The sequence below is a fragment of the Cupriavidus sp. 01L45 genome, from assembly GCF_056399885.1.
In genome coordinates, this window is sequence record NZ_JBFTSG010000016.1 from 15,554 (window position 1) to 31,469 (window position 15,916).

The following is a 15,916-nucleotide window of genomic DNA, read 5'->3' on the forward strand; positions in this document are numbered from 1 at the left end:
CATGAACAAGACACGATACACTCCTATTCTTCACACGGCCGCGATTCTCGGTGCCATCGTCCTCTCTGGGTGTGCGGTCGGTCCGGACTTTAGGCCTCCGGTCGAGGCAGCAGTCACGATAATCAGCCCCGAGCAGGCGCTTTTCACCTCTGACCGAATTCAGCGCGATTGGTGGCGTCAACTGCAGGATCCGCAACTGGACCGGCTCGTCAACCTGTCGCTCGAACGCAATCACGATATCCGAATCGCTCACTCGCGCCTGTTGGAGTCACGCGCCGTGCTGGATGAGAAAACCCTGGACCAATTTCCGACTGTCACGGCAAACGCAGGCTATCACCGGAGCATGTCACAGGCCAACCCGGGGCCCGTCGGCCAGCGCAACCTAGTACAGAACTTCCACGCAAGCATCGACGCAAACTGGGAGATCGACCTATTCGGGCGCCTGCGACGTACGGCTGAGGCGTCCGCGGCCCGAAGCAATGCGGCAGAGGCGGACCTAGCTCAAGCGCGCATTGTCGTGGTCGCAGAGGTGGCCCGCAACTACTATGAAATGCGCGGAGCCGAACGGCACTTGGAGCTTGCACAGGCGAATCTCGAAATCCGTCAAGCCACCTTGCGAGTCACGGAATCGATGGCCTCTGCTGGGCGAGCCCAGGCCAGCGACTTGGCCAGCGCACGTGCCGAGCTAGCAAGCACCAAGGCTCTGATCCCGCAATTTGAGACATCGCGCCGCTTGGCACTCTATCACCTCGCGATCCTCGCCGCGTTGCGGCCAAATGAGTTAGGGGAGCTTGCGCAGCAATCGAAGCTGCCCATTCTAGACACGCATCTGCCGATTGGCGACCTAAGCAGCTTGCTGCGCCGACGACCGGACGTCGCAAGTGCGGAGTCCTCGTGGGCAGCTGCGACGGCCGAGGTGGGGGCAGCCACAGCAGAGCTATATCCACGTATTGACCTCGGCGCATTCCTCGGCTTTGTGGCCATGCGAGGCGTCGATCTTGGAAGCAGTTCTAGCCGCGCATTCGGCGTGACGCCGCTCATTAGTTGGCCTGCATTGCATCTGGCAAGCGTGCGCGCACGTCAACGTGCATTCCAGGCAAGCGAACAAACTGCGCAGGCGCGGTATGAGCAAACGGTCTTGCGCGCACTCGAGGAGGTTGAAGCTGCCTTGACCACGTATGGCCAGACGCAGCAACGTGTGCGCGACCTTGCACAGGCGGCCGACCAAAGCCAACAGGCCGCATCGCTGCTGCACACGCAGTATCGCGAAGGCCGGGCATCATACCTGTCTGAATTGGACGCGCAGCGTACGCTCTTGCGCATACAAGACGGGTTGGCCGATGCAGAAACGGCATCCTATATCAGCCTCATCGTGCTATACAAGGCATTGGGAGGTGGTTGGGAGCCCCCTGCGGCGCCGGCCGATTCGTGAGCGGTTTCAGCCTCCTTCGGAGCAGGCTTAAATCAGATCCTTGAGCAGGTCAAAATCAATCGTGATTGATGATCACGCTCATCGCCCACAAGAGCGCAACGAAGGAGAGACTCATCATAATCTCCATCCCTGCTACCACGATTCGCGTGTATCGCCACCCCGGTCCTCTTGATCGAAGGCCGCCTGCTTAATTCTTTGCAGACTTGCTGGTTGCGGTTGCGGGCATGTTCGTGACTCCCCACCAGCACGGGCGTAGAGCATCGGGCACAAGGCAGCTCTGCATTGTTGCGTCGGGAAACACTGAAACAGCGACGGCGGAGCGGCGGATGCCCTTGTGCCGAATTGCTCCCGTGGATCTGGACGGGCCCCCAAGGGTTCGAGCAGAAGGCAGCAAACTGCCATTCTTACCCAGAACTGGAGTGGATACTCTTCCTTCACGCGGAAGCCAGTGACCAAACGGCCACCTGTCGGCCACCCGGTACGTCGAGTTCACATGCGCGTCCCTCCTGCGTGCGGAGAGCCAGCGCACAGCTGTGGCACTGTGGCACGGCACTGCGCACCCGCACGTGATTGTACACACAGAAACGTAGACGCCGCTGCACTCCGACAATCGAAACGCCGCCAACAGGACGTCCCTTGATGGCGCTCTCAGGAGTGCCGTCCCGACGGAAGTACGGCATCTCCACCACCACTTGCCAACCTAAGCCGCAAAGTTGCCACTCCCTACCATTGCGCCCTCAACATCCTGCTGGGCTCGAAATCACTTAGAATAGGATCCGGCACAACTTCTCGTTCAAAAGACTTGTATGGCGAAATCTGCTTTCCGGGCGTTGGCAATCATGGAATTTGTTGCGCAATGCAAGACCGGCGCCACCCATTCCGAGATTGCCGCAGGCCTCGGTATTCCGAAGAGCAGCTTGACGGGGCTTTTACGCGACCTCCAGCAGCCCGGTTACCTGCACCTAGACGAAGGAACGGCTCGATATTCGATCGGCTCGCAGGTCATGTATCTCGCCAACGCCTATCTCAGGAACCTGAATATTGTTCGCGAGGGAGCGCCCTTCGTTCACAAGCTGTATGTGGAGTTGGACGAATTTTCATGTTTGACGCTACCGAAGGGCAACGATTGCATTGTGGTTTGCGCAGAGAGTTCCCCGTCGCCCCTTGCGCATACATTGAATCTTGGAGAGCGATTACCTATGCTTGCCAATGCTGCGGGTCGCGCAATCTTAGCGTTCTTGGATGACACCGAAATCGACGAGTATCTCTCTACGCATCAGCCAATTGCTTATACGGCGCGCACTCTGACAAAGATTAAGGATATACACAAGGAACTTACCGAAGTACGAAAGGTCGGGATCGCGTATGGGCGGGAGGAGTACATGCCTGGCATAACCGCGCTGGCTGCACCGGTCTTCAATATCCAGGGACGCCCCATCGCCTCGATTGCCGTGGCCTTGCCGACTGTGCGGCTCACTAAGGGATTGGAACGCAAGATCGAATCTGTCCTGGTGACCCAAGCGACCGCGCTCTCAAGACGCCTGGGTGCCGAGTCAACGAAACGGCCGCGCGTTAATCCGAGCAACTCTGGTGACGAGTGAGCGCTATCTGCAGGTGAGCCCCCATCCAGCCATGCCCGACAAGCGCTCCTTGTAATGGTGTAGCCAAATCCGGGGGCCACGATCGCAGACGGAAGTCCGTCGATTCGCCTGTCAGGTGGGTACCAACGCTTGAAATTGCGTACGTCCTTGCCATGGAGGACGGCACATCTCACTGTAGCAACGCTTTGGGTCCCGGCATCGGCGCATGTTTCCATTCCTCTTCATGCGCTAGCCAACGAAACTGATGTGGCTAGGTTTCGTCGCTCTGCTCTACGAGCAGAATCCCGTCTTGGCCTACCCCAGAGAAAGGGCGATCAAGCCCGCTGAGATCTGAACCTACCTAATGACAGTGCCAGCGACCACCCCCAAATAGCCAGACAACCGATGCAGGATCAGCGTTTCGGCCTCCACCATAATCCGCTCCTTCGTGTCCTTGACCGTCGGAATATCGTTGATTAGACCGGCAACCATTCCGCAGCTCCAAGCTCCAGCGTCCATCTCTCCGTCAACCATGACGCGAGGGTAAACGCCGGCCGCTTGCTCGTGGATGTCCGATATCTGGTGTGGATTCAACCGGTCGATGCAACACACTATGAACTGTGTGAGCGGGCCACCGGCACAGCATCCCGGCGAGGAGCGCCCCATCGTGCAGCCGATCATCGGCAAGGAAAAACCCTTGTCACGGGGCGCGCTGCACCTGGTGCTGAAGGAGGTGTTCGGGATGGCCGCCGCGCGCCTGCGCGCGCGCGGCCCCGAGTGGGCAAGCCGGGCCGCGGTGCTGGCCAGCGCGTCAGCGCACTGGCTGCGCCATACCGCGGGGTCGCACATGGCCGACCAGCAGGTGGACCTGCGTTTCGTGCGGGACAATTTCGGGCATGCATCCATCGCCACGACCAGCGCCTACCTGCACACCGAAGACGATGCACGGCATGAGGCCACGCAGGAACGTCACCGGATCGGGTGGACGCGCGAAACGTGACGGGCGGCCAGCATGCCTGCTTTGGTCAATGCCCCGCCGCGGCGCTGGCGAAACAAGACTACAGTGTAGCGCGTCAGCTTTGGACTCCAGACCGACTTCTCGAACGGCATCGATAGCACTGAAGCGGGCCGATCGACGTAAAAAATGCGTCTCGAAACCGAGCGGACGCCGAAGCCACGAACGGCAGGATAACCGTTCCAGCCCCCTTCAGGAACCGGCACAAGCTGTCGTTAATACAAGCAGCGTCACTACAGCAACCGTACGCACAACCAGCATGACCTGCCACGATACCCCGGAAAGCACGCTACAGGCCGCCTTCTTGCGGCATCAAGAAACCCTTGCCCCGCCGAACCGCGTGTTCGGCGACGACGACAGTGCCGTATACCGAACCCTGCTGGAATCGACCAAAGCCATCCCCTGGAAAATCGACTGGGCGACTATGGAATTCGCCTATATCGGTCCACAGATCGAAGCGCTCTTGGGCTGGGCGCCGTCGACCTGGAGGAACGTCAACGATTGGGCCGAGCGTATGCATCCGGACGACCGCACAGCGGTGGTCGAGTTTTGCGTTGCACAGTCGCAGGCKGGCACCGATCACGAAGCCGACTATCGCGCGCTCACGCGCGACGGCGGATACATATGGTTGCGCGACGTCGTGCACGTCGTGCGCAACGCCAAAGGCGATGTCGATTCACTGATCGGCTTTATGTTCGACATCAGCGAGCGCAAGCGCACGGAGGAAAAGCTCGCGCAACTGCAGAAGGAACTCGAACACCTTTCGTTCAGAGAACGCCTGACGGGAGTAGGCAACCGCCGCATGTTCAACAGCGTGATGGAACGCGAATGGGCGACAGCGAAAGAAAACGGCAAGCCGCTGTCGTTAATCATGATCGATATCGACTTCTTCAAGTCGTACAACGATTACTACGGCCACCTGCAGGGGGACGAATGTCTGAAGCGGATCGCCCGCCTGCTGGGCGAAGTGGCCGGCCCGGGCAATGTGCTTGTCCGCTTCGGCGGCGAGGAATTCTTGCTGGTGTTGGCCGACACCGATGCGGAGGCCGCTGTGAGAATCGCCGAACGCTGCCGCGCTTTTATCGCGGAGGAAGCGATTGCGCATGTGCGCTCGCCGTACAACCAGTGCGTGACGGCGAGCTTCGGCGTCGGCACGATCGTGCCGACTGAGCGCATGGACCCGACCGCGTTCCTAAACCTAATCGACGCGCAGTTGTATCACGCAAAGGAAAATGGCCGAAATCGCATTTCCTGCGTCGATCGCGCGGGTATGCTGGGGGAGTCGTTCAAGTTACATTCGCGCTGAAATATGCCCGTCCGCCCCTGACGTAGATACTGGCTGAAGCACAAGCAAGTCAAGGCCGCACCACGGGCCAAGACGCGTCGCGCCCCCCTAACTAAGGCTTCAGCCCGCCCGACTAAGCCCGTAAATGAGCCCGCTAAGCCCGTCGATCCGGTGCCGCAGGCCATCGTGAAGCTGCAAAATCGTTTCCCGCAAACCTTTCTGAAGCGTCCAGCTGTTGCAGATCGTTATTTCGGCTAATGGCAACCTCAAATTCCGCAAATGTGGGTGCCAGCCAGGATAGATGAAGGAAAAACGCTCTTCTCCTGCCGATGCTCGCGAGTGCTTTCAATGAAGATCTCCCTGGCGCGCAGATCGTGGCATGAACGCGGATCGCCAGAATACCCCTATTTTTCCGATCTTTCGCGAGGTCATACGCATGGCTCTACCGAACTATCACCTTCCCCGTCCGCCCTGCCCGGCCAGCAATCGTGAAGTGTAGATAGAATGGTCGCCTCCCGCCCTCTGCAGGACACGTACCATGGCATGAAGCGCAAGGCTATCTTTCGATAGACAGCGTCAGCTGACGGGGTGCATTCTGCAGCCAGTGCACTTGTACTGATATTGACGTTTATCACAGTCGTCTCCTTGTTTCGGCTCTGTCGGCCATATTCTTCCCAGCACGCGTTGCGCGGCACCCGGCCGGGTTGACTGCTTATGCGCCAGTAAAGTGCGCCTGCCTGCGTTCAACGAAGTGGGCCACGCCTTCCTTGAAGTCCGCGCTCTGGATACTGGCGAACATCTCCTCATTGGCCTGCCGGGTGGCCTCGACCAGGCTTTGGAAAGGCACCTCTCCAAGCTGCTTTTTTATCACGCCGATCGAACGCGGTGACACGTTCTGGGCCAGGTCCTCCGCGTAGCGCAGCGTTTCGGGAAGCAGGCTGTCTACGTCATAAAGCCGGTTCACCAGACCCATCTGCAGAGCCTCCGTCGCCGATACCTTGCGCGCTGAGTAGAGCAGGTCGGCGGCATGCCCGGGGCCGACCACACGCGGCAGCATCCAGGAGATGCCGTGCTCGGCAATTAGCCCGCGCTTGGCAAAGGCCGTGCTGAACGCCGCCTTGTCGCTGGCAAAGCGAATATCGCTGTAGAGCGCGAAGACGAGCCCCAGCCCCGCCGCCGCGCCATTGATGGCGGCAATCACCGGCTTGCGCATGGCGGGGAAGTAGCCGTAGCGCGTCTGGTAGTCTGGGCGGCGGTTCATGTCGAACGGCCGCATCCATTGCGCGGCGCGGATATCGCCAGGCGGCAGGATCTCGAGTTCCTCGATGTCCATGCCGGCGCAGAAACCGCGGCCGGCACCGGTCAGCACCACCACGCGGACCGTGTTGTCGCGGTCGACGTCTTCCATAGCCTGGCGGAGTTCCGCCTCCATTACCTTGGTGAGGGCGTTGAGCTTGTCGGGGCGGTTGAGCGTGATGACGGCGATGCGGTTGTCCGTGCCGGCTTTGGTGAGTTCGATCTGCGTGTACATGCTTTTTGCTCCGAGATGTTGCTGAGGACGTGGCTCAGGGAAGTTGAATCGACTTGGGCTCGAGGAATTCCTCCAGCCCGAAGACGCCGCCCTCTCGCCCGACGCCCGACATGCCGAACCCGCCGAACGGGGCGAGCGCGTTGAACCGCCCGCCATTCACATCGACCTGCCCGGCGCGCAATTCGCGCGCCACTGCTTGGCCCTGCTCCGGCGTGGCCGCCCACACCGTGGCCGCGAGGCCGTAGGGCGTGGCGTTGGCAAGCGCGATGGCATCTTCCGGCGTGTCGTAGCAAAGCACGGCCAGCACCGGCCCGAACACTTCCTCGTTGGCCAGACGGCTGTCCGCCGGCACATCGCCGAACACCGTCGGCGCGACGAAGTTGCCGGCGTCGGGCACGGGCGCCTGGCTACCGCCCGCCAGCAGTTCGTAGCCCGCGGCTTCCGCTTCGCAGATAAATGCCAGCACACGCGCTTTCTGCGCCGCTGAGAGCAAGGGGCCCACGCGCGTGGCTGCATTGTCCGGGTCGCCGAGGGTCAGGGAGGCGGCGCTTTCCTTCAGCAATTCGCGGCAATGCGCGTAGGCCTCGCGCGGCACCAGCAGCCGTGTGGTGGCGCTGCAGGTTTGCCCGCTGTTGAGGAAGCAGGACGCCAGCGTGGCCTTGATCGCGCGGCCGAGATCCGCGCCAGGTAGCACCACGGCGGCGGATTTGCCGCCCAACTCCATCGACAGCCGCTTCATGTCGCCTGCGGCAATGGATGCGATCTTGCGGCCCACCGCGGTGGATCCCGTGAACGACAGCATGTTGACGCCGGGATGCGCCACCAGCGCCTCGCCAACCGCCGCGCCACCCAGCACCACGTTCAGCACGCCGCGCGGCAGATCGGCGCGCTCTACAGCGTCCATCAGCCGCACGGCGGTTGCCGGAGCCAGCTCCGACGGCTTTAGTACCACGGTGCAGCCCGCCAGTAAGGCTGGCGCCAGCTTGGCGGTGATCTGGTGCAATGGATAATTCCACGGCGTGATGGCAGCCACCACGCCCACCGGTTCGAGCACGATGCGCGAATTGCCCACGCTACGCTCGAAGCTGAAATCCTCCGCCAGCGCGGCCGTGGCTCGCCACGCGGCAACTGGCGCATCCACCTGGATGCGCTGCGCCAGCTTGAGCGGCATGCCGACCTCGCGCGAGATTTCGCGGGCCAGCTCTGCCGAAACCGCCTCCAGCGCGTCGGCGATCGCCTGCAGGAAGGGCGCCCTGCCCCGCGCACCCAGCGCGCGCCAGCCGGACAGAGCGAGCCTCGCGGCCCCAACCGCCGCGCCGACATCCGCCTCGCTGCCGAACGTCACTGCGGCCAGCGGTGCGCCGGTTGCCGCGTCGTGGATCCGGGCCTCGCCGGTGGGCTTTATCGCCACCCGCGCGCCATCGATGTAATGCTGTGCAATCTGTTTCACTGCTGTTTCTCCTTGCTCGCGCGTTTTTCCAGGAAGGCTGCCATCACGCGCTGGGGTTCGCCGTCCGCATAACATTCGAGCTGGGCGCGGATGCCAGCCACGCAGGCATCGTCGAAGCCCGGCTGGCTCATCGTGCGCAGGCGCTGCTTCGACAGCCGCACGGCCGTGGGCGGCAGCGCCGCCAGCTTGCGTGCGCGCGCCAGCGCGCTGCCCATCAGTTCGTCCGCCGCACATAGCTCCGTCACCAGGCCGATTTCGTACGCCCGCTGCCCGCTGACCAGATCGCCCGAGAGCGACATCTGGATGTTGTGGGTATGGCCCACATGCAGGGTCATCAGGTAGGAGCCGACAATGCTGGCCAGGCCGGCCTTGACCTCTGGCTGGCCCCAGCGACTGTCCGCCGTGGTGATGCGCCAGTCGGCGCACAGCGCCATCTGGAAGCCCGCGCCAGCCGCCACGCCATGCACCGCGGCCACGCAGGGCTTGTCCAGGTCGCGCACAGCCTGGTACATGGCGCGCTGCCGGTTGAGCCAGGGCACGATCTGCTGCCAGGTGACGGCCGCCGCTTCGTCCAGGTCCTGACCCGAGCAGAAGGCGTGYGGCCCGGCGCCCGCTAGCACCACCGCACGCACTTCGGGGGTGCGGTTCAACTCATCCAGGCTGGCGATCAGACACGTGCGCAGCGCATCATTGACGGCATTCATGCGGTCGGGGCGATTCAGCGTCACTACGGCGATGCCGTCTTCCACGGCTACAGTGACTTCGTCTTTGGGTGTGTTTTGCATTTGCATTCCGCGCTCCGTTGTCTCAAGTTTCACGTCATTTCCACAACGGCATCGACTGCCACCACGCCCTGCCCCGCCGGCATCACCATCAGGGGATTGATGTCCACGGCCTTAAGCGAATTGCGGTAAACCAGCGCAAAATTCCCGAGCGCAACAGCGGCAGATGCCAGCGCCTCCAGATCCAGTGCGGGCATGTCACGGTAGCCGTCGAACAGGGGCGCCAGCCGCAGGCGCCGGCAGGCGGCCCGGGCTTCTTCCATGCCGAAAGGCGCCAGCAAAGTGACAATGTCCTTGCGCAGCTCCAGCAAGGTGCCGCCTTCACCGATCATCAGCAGTGGTCCAAGAGCGGGATCCACCGTAACGCCCAGCGCGAACTCGTGCCTGCCCCTGACCATCTGCCCAACCACCACGCGCGGCGTGGCCACGTCCAGCTCGACCAGTTTTGCCAAGCAGGCTTCCGCCGCCGCGCGCACGCTGTCGGCATCGGTCAGCCGCAGCCGCACCAACCCATGTTCGCTCTTGTGCGGCACACTGGCCGCACAGCCCTTGACCACCATGGCACCGCCGCCGAGTGCCGCGAACGCTGCCGCGGCCTCGTCCCCGTTGGCGCATTGCCGGTGCGCCACAACCGGCACGCCGTGTTCGGACAGCAGGGCCAGGCTGGCGTGCTCGTCCAGCAAGCCATTGCCGGCGTACGCCAAGGGTGCCGGGGACGGCAGGATCGACACGGCGCCGCTCAGCCGCCGGTGCCCGGCGTACTGGCTCAGCGCGGCAATCGCGTCGGCCTCCGTGATGTAAGTCGGGATGCCCTGCCCGGCAAATACCTCGCGTACGCTCTGCTGAGGCGCACTAATGATCAGCGGTTTGGCATGCTGGCAAAGAAAGGCCGCCGAATGGCGCGCCAGCGCGTCCACGTCATAGCCGGGCCCCGCCACGGGGATCCCTATCATCACCATGTCGGCTTCCGGGTCGCTGCCCAGTGCATCCAGCACACGCGGGAACATATCGCCCTTACCGAGCAGCGCGGCAGTCATGTCGAGTGGGTTGTTGGCGCTGCCGAAGTCCGGCAGAATCGCCGCCAGGCTGTCTTGCGTGGCAGGGGCCAGTTCGGTCAGCGGCAGCCCGGCCTGCTCGGCCAGGTCGGCTGACATCACGCCCACCGCGCCGCTGTGGCTCATCACCACGGTGCGCCCTTCTGCCGCGTCATGCCCTTGCAGGTAGAGCGCCGTGGCGCGGATGAACTCGTTCATGTCCCGCGCGCGCCAGATGCCGTGCCGCGCCAGGAACGCGTCGACGGTGGCGTCGTTGCCGACCATGGCGCCGGTGTGCGAGGCCGCGGCCACCGCGCCGCGCTGGCTGCTGCCGCTCTTGAGCACTACCACGTGCGCGCCGCGCTGCCGCGCCACCGCGGCGGCGGCAGCCAGGCGTACCGGGCTGGACAACGATTCCAGGTAGACCAGGATCAACCGGATGGCGGGATCGGCCGCCACCGCTTCCGCCATGGCGCAGGCATCTATATCGGCATCGTTGCCGGTGGCAACGAGATAGCGCACGCCCAGTCCCGCCTGACGCAGCAGCGCATAAGGCATCACACTGGCGGCGCCGCTCTGGCTGATGATGGCAATGGGCCCGTCGGCCGGGGCCACCTCCATGAACATGGTGCTGAAATTGAGCACCGCGCCGCTGGCGAAGTTGGCCGTGCCCTGGGCGTTGGGCCCCACCAGCCGCATGCCACCGGCATTGGCCGCCGTCACCAGTTCGTCCTGCCGCTGGCGGCCGGCCTCGCCCGTTTCGCCAAAGCCCGATGCCATCACCACGGCCGCCTTGACGCCGATCTCGCTGCACTGGCGCACCTGCGCCAGTGCAGCCTCACCCGACACGGCGATCACCACGGCATCTGGCACCTCGCAGATATCCTGGACGCTGGCATAGGCCCGATGTCCCTGGATCTCCGCGCGGGCCGGATTGACCGGAAATACCTTGCCCTCGAAGCCAAAGCGGTTCAGGTAATGGATGGGCCGCCCGCCGACCTTGTTGGGATTGTCCGATGCGCCGATCACGGCGACCGAGCGCGGGCGGAACAGCGCTTCAAAATGGGAGTGCATCAGGGAGTTCATGGCAATGCTCTCTCAGTCCAGGCTTGCGCCGGAGGCCTTGACCACCGCCGACCATTTGGCCGCATCGCGCTGGATCAACTGGGAAAATTCCTTGGGCGTGCCGGGCAGCGGCTTTGCACCCAGCGCGGCCAACTGGGCCTTCACATCCGCCTGCGTGAGCACCTTCTGCAGCTCACCATTGAGGCGCGTGATCACATCAGGCGGAGTGCCCTTTGGCGCGGACAGCCCAAACCAGATCGTCACCTCGAAGCCGGGCAAGCCGGACTCCGCCACCGTCGGCACCTTGGGCAGCGCTTCCGAACGGGTTGTGCCGGTCACGCCCAGCGCCTTGACCTTGCCGGCGCTGTGGTACTGCACTTGGCTGGAGACGGTATCGAACATCATCGAGATGCGGCCGCCCAGCAGATCGGTGAACGCCGCGCTCGAGCCCTTGTAGGGCACATGGACGATATCGATGGCGGCCATCGACTTGAACAATTCGCCCGACAGGTGATTGGAGCTGCCGTTGCCAGCCGAACCAAAGGTCAGAGTGCCGGGCTTCTGGCGTGCCAGCGCGATCAGGTCCTTGACGTTGGCGACAGCCAGGGAGGGGGCCACCACCAGCACATTGACGGTCGATGCCACTGACCCGACCGAGTCGAAGGCCTTGGCCGGATCGACCTTCAGGGTTTTGTACAGTGAAGGGTTGATCGCCATCGTCCCAGTCGTCGAGAAGAACAGCGTATAGCCATCCGGTGCGGCCGAGGCGGCGGCTTCGGTGGCAATGGTACCTCCCGCGCCGCCGCGATTGTCTATCACAATAGGCTGGCCAAGCTGCTGCGACAGGTGTTGTCCGATCAGCCGCGCCAGGGCATCCGTGGGGCCGCCCGCGGGGAACGGCACCACCAGCTTGACCGGTTTATCGGGGTAGCCCGCTGCGGTGACGCACAGGCTGGACAAAGCCAGCGCGGCTGGCGCAGCCCAGCGCAGGAAGGAAGTGGTGAATCTCACGTCTGTCTCCGTTGTTGTCTTTGGCCTGCTCTTGTGGTCAGGCGTATTTGCAGTGTAGTGAGCCCGATGAGATTACATAAGCGTATACTCAGATATAGCTGATATCACTAAAAAGCATGGGCATCGGATCCCATCGCTCCCTCAGATATGAACATCAAGCAACTCGAAACACTGGTCCTGGTGGCGGAACTCGGCTCGCTTTCCCGCGCCGCCAAGGCTACTGGCGTCGCGCAATCGCTGGTCAGCCGCAGCATCGGGCAACTGGAGGCCGAATGGGGCGACCGCCTGTTCGAGCGCACGGGCCGCGGCGTGGTGCTGTCCGAGTTCGGCCGGCGCGTCTTTCCGCAAGTGCAGTTGCTGCTGGCCCAGTCGGTCCGCCTGCAGGACGAAGTGAAGGACGCGGCCGGCGTGCCGTCCGGCGTGGTCCACGTGGGCGTGCTGCCGTCCATGGCGCGGCGGGTGGTGACGCAGATGTTCGAGGACACACAGGCCAGGGCACCCGGCGTGCTGCTGCATATCTCCGAGGGCTTCAGCGGCCAGCTGGATGAGCAACTGGCCTCGGGGCGGCTGGATATGGCGGTGATAAACCGCTACGGACACGGCCCACGACAGGATGAAGACATCCTTGGCGAGGTTGCCACCTACCTGATCTGCGCCGCCGCGCATCCCATGGCGAAGCGGCAAAGCATCACCCTGCGCGAGCTGGCCGGCCTGCCGCTGGTGCTGCCGCCCGCGCCCAACGGCTTGCGCTCCATCCTGGACCAGCATGCGCGCCAGCAAGCCATCGCCCTCAATGTGGTGCTGGAAGTGGAGTCGCTTGCCACGATGAAGGAAGTGGCGATGGGCGGGCACGCCATGACCATCCTGCCTATGCTCGGCGTAGACGATGAGATCCGCGCCGGGCAACTGGCCGCGCTGGAGATACGCAACCCGGCCATTCCGCGCACCATCGCAATCGGTGTCACCCGGCACCACCCGCTGTCGCGCGCGTCGCGCTATGTGCTGTCGCGCCTGCACGACGTGGTGCCGGCGCTGATTGCGTCCGAAACAAGGAATGCCGCGCGCTGAGCGGAAGCCGGCGGCTCATCGGCAGACGCGCTGCCAGATGCCAGCGTCGCAGATGTGTTTCAACGGTCGGATACGGAAAAGTGAACATCGACAGGCAGGCAAGCGCAGAATCGCCCATCCTTGAACTCTCAAACATGCTCTTGACTAAGAGACCATTACAAAAAGGCTGCTCAGCGCGCCTGAAGATGTTCCAGCAGAGGAGAGAGCAGCCAAGTTTCAGGAATGCTTCGTGAATGTCAACGCGGCGCTCGAAGCGAATGCGAAGATGACGAAAATTGTGGGGCCATGCATGAGCACGTTCGACTACCCAGCGAAACTTGCCGAGACCGCTACCGTGTTCGGTTCGGCGTTTCGCGAGCACTGGCTTGATGCCGAGCTCGCGTAGCTTCTGACGATGCAGTTCGGAATCGTAGCCGCGATCGGCGTAGATGACTTTGGGCTTCTGAAGTGGTCGGCCACGCACGCCGCGAATCGGTGGAATCGCGTCGACGAGCGGCAGCAGTTGGGTGACGTCGTTTCGGTTCGCGCCAGTCAGGATTGCACTGACGGGGATTCCGTTGGCGTCGACGAGGATGTGGTGCTTGGAACCTGGTCGCGCTCGATCCGTGGGGTTCGGACCCGTTTTTCGCCCGCCCCAACAGCTCACACCGACGACGAATCGACGGCTGCTCGTGAGAAATCGAGTTGGCCCACCTCGCGTAGCTTCGCGAGCAGCAACTCGTGCAGTCCGTCCCACACGCCCGCCTTCTGCCAGTCGCGCAGACGCCGCCAGCGAGTCGGGCCGGAACCAAAGCCCAACTTGATCGAAAGGTCGCACCAACGTATCCCGGTCTTGAACACGAACAGGATGCCTTTCAACGTCGCCCGATCTGAAACGGGAAGGCGGCCCGGATACATTTTTCGGCGCGGCTTCGGTAGTGGAAGCAGCGGTCCGATCAGTGCCCATAACTCGTCGTCAATGATCGGCACGCCCATCCCTATGGTCCCAGTTGTTCAGGTGCTCAAAGGTTAACAGCTAGCCGAGGAAGTTAACAGCCCCTTTCTGGGTCTTTTCTGAATGATCTCTAAGGAGCTTGGCATTCATGATGATCTCCGTGTCGGGTTACGGTGTTTGGCCGCTCACTACAAGCGGGTTGTCCGGCTTGGCTTCCTGGATCAGGGCCGGCCATACGCTGCGGAACGAAGTATGGTCAGTCCGCGCCACAAGAAAAACCGTGTCGCGCGCAGAAGAGACTTGAATCCGCTGCAACAATGCCCGGCGGCTCTTGCCGCGGAGACACATCCAAAGCCGCCAGCTTCCTGGCCGTTCTCCCGCACTCCGTTGTTCTCCAGCGCGGGGCGCACATCGGCATATCCTTGACCTGCACGCAAGGATCATTTGCCCGCAGCGGGGTTTATTCGGAACCCGGGTTCTCCCGATAATCACCACATCTTGCCGGCAACGCGGCCGGAGCAACCCCAAGGGTCTTCATACTGGCCGGCTCCTCGTGGCGGCTTTCAGCCTGACCCTTCCTACATGCGAGAGAACTGTGCTTTTCACTCCCTACCACCTCGGCAACATCGAGATGCCCAACCGCATCGTCATGCCTCCCATGACCCGCTCGCGGGCCGGCGCCGGCGACGTCGCCACCGACCTGATGGCCGAGTACTACAGCCAGCGCGCTAGCGCAGGCCTGATCATTTCAGAAGGCACGCAGATCAGCCGACAAGGCCAAGGTTATGCCTGGACCCCCGGCATCTACAGCGCGGAGCAGGTGCACGGCTGGCGCAAGATCACCGACGCTGTGCATGCCACCGGTGGCAGGATGTTCGCGCAGCTCTGGCATGTGGGCCGGATTTCGCACACTTCGCTGCAGCCGGACAATGCCGCGCCGGTTTCGTCATCGGCGCTGGTGGCGGATGGCGTCAAGGTATTCATCGATCCCGAGGGGCGCGGCCCGCAAGCCGGTATCGGCGAAATGATCCAGCATTCCACGCCGCGCGCGCTTGCTGTCGACGAAATCCAGGGCATCGTCGCGGACTACGCCAAAGCCGCGCGCAACGCTTTGGAGGCTGGCTTCGACGGCGTTGAGCTGCATGGCGCCAATGGTTACCTGATCATTGATTCGCAAGCCAATTCCCGCGATGACGAATACGGCGGCTCGCTGTGCAATCGGCTGCGCTTCCTCAAGGAGGTGGCCCAGGCCGTGACCGACGTGGTCGGAAAGGAACGCATCGGTGTGCGCCTGGCGCCGTTGACCACCCTGCAGGGCGCGGTCGACGATACCCCGGAAGCCACCTACCTTGCCGCTGCACATGCGCTCGGGCAGATTGGTGTTGGCTATATTCATATCGCCGAGGCGGACTGGGAAGATGCCCCGGTGATGCCGGCGGCGTTCAAGGAAGCATTGCGCGCCATCTATCCGGGCACGCTGATCTATTCCGGCAACTACACCCTGGCGCGTGCCGAGCAAGCGCTGGCCAAGGGTTGGGCAGACCTGATCGGCTTCGGCCGCGCATTTGTCGCCAACCCGGACCTGCCTTACCGCCTGCAGCACAGGCTGCCGCTCAGCGCAGGTGACCGCTCCAAGTACTTTGGGGGTGCCGCTGCCGGCTATACAGACTACCCGCGCCACACCGGCACCTCGCTCGAAACCAAGGCCGTCGCATAGGCCGGCACACAA

At 62.9% G+C, this 15,916-nt stretch carries 10 protein-coding genes and 3 pseudogenes; 6 read left to right on the forward strand and 7 right to left on the reverse strand.

Annotation, left to right across the window (positions count from 1 at the left end; translation table 11 throughout):
- The first annotated feature begins 1 nt into the window (after position 1).
- Positions 2 to 1,432, forward strand: a complete 1,431-nt coding sequence (locus AC1DT6_RS12960) for an efflux transporter outer membrane subunit (protein WP_441633740.1) — start codon at positions 2 to 4, stop codon at positions 1,430 to 1,432.
- 806 nt (positions 1,433 to 2,238) lie between these two features.
- Positions 2,239 to 3,033, forward strand: coding sequence for an IclR family transcriptional regulator (locus AC1DT6_RS12965; RefSeq protein WP_441633738.1), 795 nt, complete (start codon positions 2,239 to 2,241; stop codon positions 3,031 to 3,033).
- Positions 3,034 to 3,369: 336 nt separating this feature from the next.
- Here AC1DT6_RS12965 and AC1DT6_RS12970 read toward each other — a convergent pair.
- Positions 3,370 to 3,588 (reverse strand): annotated as a pseudogene (locus tag AC1DT6_RS12970) (nitronate monooxygenase); the annotation flags it as partial.
- 58 nt (positions 3,589 to 3,646) lie between these two features.
- Between AC1DT6_RS12970 and AC1DT6_RS12975 the strand changes: the two are divergent.
- Positions 3,647 to 4,012 (forward strand): annotated as a pseudogene (locus tag AC1DT6_RS12975) (tyrosine-type recombinase/integrase); the annotation flags it as partial.
- 274 nt (positions 4,013 to 4,286) lie between these two features.
- Positions 4,287 to 5,333 carry a GGDEF domain-containing protein gene (locus AC1DT6_RS12980; protein ID WP_441633736.1) on the forward strand — a complete coding sequence of 349 codons (1,047 nt, stop codon included), beginning with the start codon at positions 4,287 to 4,289 and terminating at the stop codon, positions 5,331 to 5,333.
- A 691-nt stretch (positions 5,334 to 6,024) separates the two neighbouring features.
- On the opposite strand, the gene AC1DT6_RS12985 is transcribed toward AC1DT6_RS12980, so the two are convergent.
- The 5 genes from AC1DT6_RS12985 to AC1DT6_RS13005 are packed head-to-tail and all read right to left on the reverse strand — an operon-like array spanning position 6,025 to position 12,185.
- On the reverse strand, positions 6,025 to 6,843 hold the full coding sequence (locus tag AC1DT6_RS12985) for an enoyl-CoA hydratase (protein ID WP_045241932.1): 819 nt from the start codon (positions 6,841 to 6,843) through the stop codon (positions 6,025 to 6,027).
- Positions 6,844 to 6,877: 34 nt separating this feature from the next.
- Positions 6,878 to 8,293: an aldehyde dehydrogenase family protein gene (locus AC1DT6_RS12990; protein ID WP_441633734.1), complete on the reverse strand. Its 1,416-nt coding sequence runs from the start codon at positions 8,291 to 8,293 to the stop codon at positions 6,878 to 6,880.
- Positions 8,290 to 9,078, reverse strand: coding sequence for an enoyl-CoA hydratase/isomerase family protein (locus tag AC1DT6_RS12995; protein WP_441633732.1), 789 nt, complete (start codon positions 9,076 to 9,078; stop codon positions 8,290 to 8,292). Before AC1DT6_RS12995 ends, AC1DT6_RS12990 begins: the two co-directional genes overlap by 4 nt.
- Before the next feature lie 29 nt (positions 9,079 to 9,107).
- Positions 9,108 to 11,195 (reverse strand): acetate--CoA ligase family protein, encoded by a 2,088-nt coding sequence (locus AC1DT6_RS13000; protein ID WP_441633730.1) that lies wholly within the window; start codon positions 11,193 to 11,195, stop codon positions 9,108 to 9,110.
- A gap of 12 nt (positions 11,196 to 11,207) precedes the next feature.
- The gene (locus AC1DT6_RS13005; RefSeq protein ID WP_441633728.1) at positions 11,208 to 12,185 is read right to left on the reverse strand and encodes a Bug family tripartite tricarboxylate transporter substrate binding protein; all 978 of its coding nucleotides are present in this window, start codon (positions 12,183 to 12,185) and stop codon (positions 11,208 to 11,210) included.
- Positions 12,186 to 12,332: 147 nt separating this feature from the next.
- Here AC1DT6_RS13005 and AC1DT6_RS13010 point away from each other — a divergent pair, with 147 nt between their 5' ends.
- Positions 12,333 to 13,253, forward strand: a complete 921-nt coding sequence (locus AC1DT6_RS13010; protein ID WP_441633726.1) for a LysR family transcriptional regulator — start codon at positions 12,333 to 12,335, stop codon at positions 13,251 to 13,253.
- Positions 13,254 to 13,413: 160 nt separating this feature from the next.
- Here AC1DT6_RS13010 and AC1DT6_RS13015 read toward each other — a convergent pair.
- Positions 13,414 to 14,228 (reverse strand): annotated as a pseudogene (locus tag AC1DT6_RS13015) (IS5 family transposase); the annotation flags it as partial.
- A gap of 554 nt (positions 14,229 to 14,782) precedes the next feature.
- Here AC1DT6_RS13015 and AC1DT6_RS13020 point away from each other — a divergent pair.
- Positions 14,783 to 15,904, forward strand: coding sequence for an alkene reductase (locus AC1DT6_RS13020; RefSeq protein WP_441633724.1), 1,122 nt, complete (start codon positions 14,783 to 14,785; stop codon positions 15,902 to 15,904).
- Positions 15,905 to 15,916 lie beyond the last annotated feature (12 nt).